Genomic DNA, 4,338 nt, shown 5'->3' with positions numbered 1-4,338 from the left:
TCGCGGTGTCACCGGCCGGAGCGCCGTGGGTCGGGTGGTCGCCGAAGTCCGGCATGACGAAACCGGGCGGGATCGTCGGACGCGCGGTCCGGTCGGAGGTACGGGTTTCAGTCGAGCGAATGTCAGTGCTCATGGTGGACTTCCTTGGTCAGACGCAGCCGACGGGCTTGCGCAGGCCGGCCAGCCACGACATCTTCTTGGCCGGCTTGCCCGGGTAGAGGCGGTAGAGCTCCTTGATGTCGAACCCGCCGACGGCCTGGAGGCGGCGCAGCGTCGGGGTGGGGCCGTTGGCGGCGGCGTCCTCGCGCATGAAGCGGATCGGCGCGAGGTGCGCCTCGTCGAGTTCGACGCCGATGAGGGCGGCCAGGTCGGTGGCCAATTCGGGGCTCCATTGCGAGCTGTCGGTGAAGAACCCCTCCTCGTCGACCTCGAAGGACCGGCCGTTCAATGTGTTGGTGGGCATCTCTTCTCCTTCATTGCGGATCAGCGCGCGGCGGGGGCGGACGCGGCGGCGGGCGTCGAGCCGTTGACGGCCTTCTTCCCGGCCATCGACATCAGCGCGGGGACGGGCATTTTGTGGCCGGGCAGCAGGATCCGCCAGTACATCTGCTCGAACGCCAGCTTGCCGACGTGGTTGATGCGGCTCGGCTTGAGCAGCGTCATCGGGCCGACGAGCGGCGCCGGATACATTCCCGGCAGGGGCTCAGTGTCGTAGTTGAAGTCGATGAGCATGGCCTGCCCGCGGCCGGACTCGATGAAGCAGTTGGCGTGCCCGTCGAAGGCATTCGGCAACGGTTTGCCCTCGATCGCGGCGAGGAAGTTGTCGATGAACACCTCGGTCGCGAAATGCGCCACCGATCCCGCCTTCGACGCCGGGATGTTGCTCGCATCGCCGAGTACGAAGATCCGGCCGGAGACGTCGGCGCGCAGGGTGTGCTTGTCGACGGGGATGAACCCGCCCTCGTCGCCCAATCCGGAATCGATGACGAACTGCGCTCCGGTGTGCGGCGGAATCGTCACGAGCAGGTCGAACGGCAACGCCCGCCCGTCGTAACCAATCAACTGCTGCTTCTCGTTGTCGATACGCTCAACCGTGAAGTCAGCGGCCAGGCGCACGCTGCGGTCGGTGAGCAGCGATCCGAACGCCTTCGACGACACCGGCTTGGTGAAAGCCCCATCGAGCGGAGTCACGTACGTGATGTCGACCTTGTGCCGAATCCCCTTCTTGCGGAAGTAATCCTCGACAAGGAACGTGAACTCCAGCGGCGCCACCGGGCACTTGATCGGCAATTCGGCGAGGTGAACGAGAATCCGGCCTTCAGTGAAGTTGTCGAGCGCCTCGTGCAGGGCGACGGCCCCCTCCAGGGTGTAGAAATCGTGCACCTTCGTGCGGAACAGCGCTCCGTCGGCCATGCCGGGCACGAGGTCGGTGCGGGCGCGCGACCCGCTGGCGATGATGAGCCAGTCGTAGCCGAGGTGATCCCCGCCGACGAGATCGACGCGGTGCGCCGCCGGGTCGACCTTGGCAATCTCGCGCCGCAGGTAGGTCACGCCCTCCTTGAGGAAGGATCTGCGGTCCTTGACGACGCGATCGGGCTTCATCCAGAACGGGACGAAGAGGAGCCCGGGCTGGTAGACGTGGTCATCGTCCCGGTCGACGACGGTGATGGACCAGGACGGGTCGAGCTTGTCGCGCAGCATGTTCGCGGCCATGGTTCCGGCGGTGCCGGCGCCGAGGATGAGCAGGGACGACATGACTTCTCCTGACGTGGAGCGGATACCTCGATAATACGGCGGGGGGTATACGCGTGAGGGGTCAATGCACACACCGGCGGAGTCTCGTGCGTCACGGTAGGCGTGCCTCACCAGCCAGTTCGGGGTCGCCCTCCTCCCGCGGTTCGAGGTCGCCCTCCTCCCGCGGTTCGAGGTCGCCCTCCTCCCGTGATTCGAGGTATTACGCGTCGTGAATCCGACGCGGAATACCTCGAACCCGCGGGAGTCCGTCAGCGGCAGCCCTGCACGATCGCCGCCAACTCGTCGAGCATCGGTTTGACCGCGGCCTCGTTCGCGACCCCGGTGACGAGGAACGCGAACGTGCGTCGACGGCCATCCGCCGCGGTGGCCTCACCCGACAGCGCCGTGATGCCGTTCAGGGTGCCCGATTTCGCCTGCACCTTGCCTCGCGCGCACGACGCCACGCCGGTGAAGCGGTCCGTGAGGGTGCCGCTGACGCCGGCCACCGGCAGCCCGGTGGAGCTGAACACGTACGGACGCATCGCGGGTGACGACCGCAGCCGGCGTAGCAGATCGGTGGTTGTGCGCGCCGTCAACCGGTTCGACACGGACAGCCCGGAGCCGTCGTTGACGCGGACGTTCGTGCGGTAGATCCCGCCGGACTTCAGCACCGCGAGCGCATTCGACCGCGCTCCGGACCAGGTCGTGGCGTACCCGCCCTGCTTGGCGGCCAGGCGCCAGAGTGCCTCGGCGTAGTCGTTGTCACTGCGGCGCAACATCGACGCCGTCATCGTGCCGATGTTCGGAGAGGTCGTACTCGCGCGGGTGATCGCGCGCGATGGGGTTTTCGCCCGGGTCACGGAGGTGACGCTGATCCCGTAGCGGCCGAGTTGCTGGGCGAACACCCACCCGGCGTCCATCGAGGTGTCACTGCTGTTGCGCCCGTCGACGACCAGCGCCCGCACGGGCGCCACCGACCCGGGTACGTACGACGCCTTCCACCCGGTGGCGTTCGTCGGTTTCGGGAAGAGCGTGTCGTCGATGTGCACGAAGACCTTGGTGCGCTTCTGCTTCTTGAGCACCTTCGAGGTCTGGTACGCGGCGGAGCGCAGTCGGCTCGTCGACAGGGTCGGGTCGCCGGAGCCACGCAGATACAGCCGTGACGGGCTCGTGCGCGATTGCTTCACCGGGGTCGTCAGGGTGCGCGAGGGGCCGAGCCGCCTCAGCGCGACATAGGCGGTGACGAGCTTCTGGTTGGAGCCGGGCGCGCGGCCGGTCGTGGCCGAACGCTGCCAGATGACCTTGCCGTCGGCGGAGACCACGCGGCCGGACCACGCCGACCCGAGGGCGAGTTCGCCGGTGCGTTGGGTCAGCCGGGACGCCACGTCGGCATCAGAGGTGGCGACCGCGGACGCGGCGGTGGCGCGTGTCGAGGCGACGGTGGCAGCTGGCGTCGCGGCACCTGCCGGAGCAGCACACACCGCGGCTGTACCGGATGTCATGGCGAGCGTCGCGATGACGCCGCGAACGAGACTCCGGCGTGCGAACACGGACGTGAACATGTGAACTCCCCCTCAGGTGGCCGATCGGCCCGACCCCCACCATAGGCTGCCCCCATGCGTGCGATCACCATCCCGGAGCCCGGCGAGGCCGACGCCCTCGTCCCCACGACCGACGAGCCCACCCCGATGCCCGGCGCCGGCGAGGTGCTCATCAAGGTCGCCGCCGCGGGCGTCAACCGCGCGGACGTCATGCAGCGCAAGGGCTTCTACCCGCCGCCGGCCGGCGCCTCCGCGCTCCCCGGGCTCGAGGTCTCGGGGGTCATCGAGGCGCTCGGCGCGGACGTGACCGGCTGGGTGATCGGCGACGAGGTGTGCGCGCTCATCGACGGCGGTGGCTATGCCGAGTACACCGTCGCGCCCGCGGCCCAATGTCTGCCGGTGCCGGCCAGAGTCTCGCTCGTCGACGCCGCGGGATTGCCGGAGGTTGTGTGCACGGTGTGGTCCAACGTCTTCCTCACGGCGAACCTGCAGCCGGGTGAGGTGTTCCTCGTGCATGGCGGCTCCAGCGGCATCGGCACGATGGCGATCCAGCTCGCAAAGCAGGTCGGTGCGACCGTCGCGGTGACCGCGGGGAGCGCCGAGAAGCTCGAGGCCTGCCGCGCGTTGGGCGCCGACATCCTCATCAACTACCGCGAGCAGGACTTCGTCGAGGAGATCACGGCCGCGACCGGCGGCGCGGGTGCGAACGTCATCCTCGACGTCGTCGGAGCGAAGTACCTTGAGCGCAATGTCACAGCCCTGGCCACCGCCGGTCGCCTCGTCGTCATCGGACTGCTCGGCGGCGTCAAGGCCGAACTCAACCTCAACACGCTGCTGAGCAAGCGCGCCGCGGTCATCGCGACCTCGCTGCGGGCGCGTCCGGCGGCCGAGAAGGCAACGATCGTCGCGGCCGTGCGTGAGCATGTGTGGCCATTGGTGGAGCGCGGCGCGGTCACCCCGGTCGTGCAGCGCACCTATCCGCTCGAGCAGGCAGCGGATGCGCACCGCGAGATGGAGTCGAGCGCGCACATCGGCAAGCTCCTCCTGACCCTGTAACCCCTCC

Annotated in this window: 4 protein-coding genes; 1 reads left to right on the top strand and 3 read right to left on the bottom strand. The window is 68.4% G+C overall.

Features of this window, described 5'->3' with window-relative positions; genetic code table 11:
* Nucleotides 1-148: 148 nt before the first annotated feature.
* The 3 genes from KD1_RS15135 to dacB all read right to left on the bottom strand — a co-directional run bounded on the left by KD1_RS15135 (nt 149) and on the right by dacB (nt 3,296).
* Nucleotides 149-463, bottom strand: coding sequence for a TusE/DsrC/DsvC family sulfur relay protein (locus tag KD1_RS15135; RefSeq protein ID WP_068403303.1), 315 nt, complete (start codon nt 461-463; stop codon nt 149-151).
* A 20-nt stretch (nt 464-483) separates the two neighbouring features.
* Complete coding sequence (gene sqr / locus KD1_RS15130) at nt 484-1,755, bottom strand: type III sulfide quinone reductase, selenoprotein subtype (RefSeq protein ID WP_068403301.1); 1,272 nt, start codon at nt 1,753-1,755, stop codon at nt 484-486.
* Between the two features lie 248 nt (nt 1,756-2,003).
* Nucleotides 2,004-3,296 (bottom strand): D-alanyl-D-alanine carboxypeptidase/D-alanyl-D-alanine endopeptidase, encoded by a 1,293-nt coding sequence (dacB, locus tag KD1_RS15125; protein WP_068403299.1) that lies wholly within the window; start codon nt 3,294-3,296, stop codon nt 2,004-2,006.
* Nucleotides 3,297-3,350: 54 nt separating this feature from the next.
* Here dacB and KD1_RS15120 point away from each other — a divergent pair, with 54 nt between their 5' ends.
* Nucleotides 3,351-4,331: an NAD(P)H-quinone oxidoreductase gene (locus KD1_RS15120; protein WP_068403297.1), complete on the top strand. Its 981-nt coding sequence runs from the start codon at nt 3,351-3,353 to the stop codon at nt 4,329-4,331.
* Nucleotides 4,332-4,338: the final 7 nt, after the last annotated feature.

This window comes from Kribbia dieselivorans NBRC 106261 (assembly GCF_001552435.1).
Lineage (GTDB): Bacteria > Actinomycetota > Actinomycetes > Actinomycetales > Dermatophilaceae > Kribbia > Kribbia dieselivorans.
Note: the sequence above shows the minus strand (reverse complement) of the source record. Positions and strands in the feature narration are given on the sequence as shown.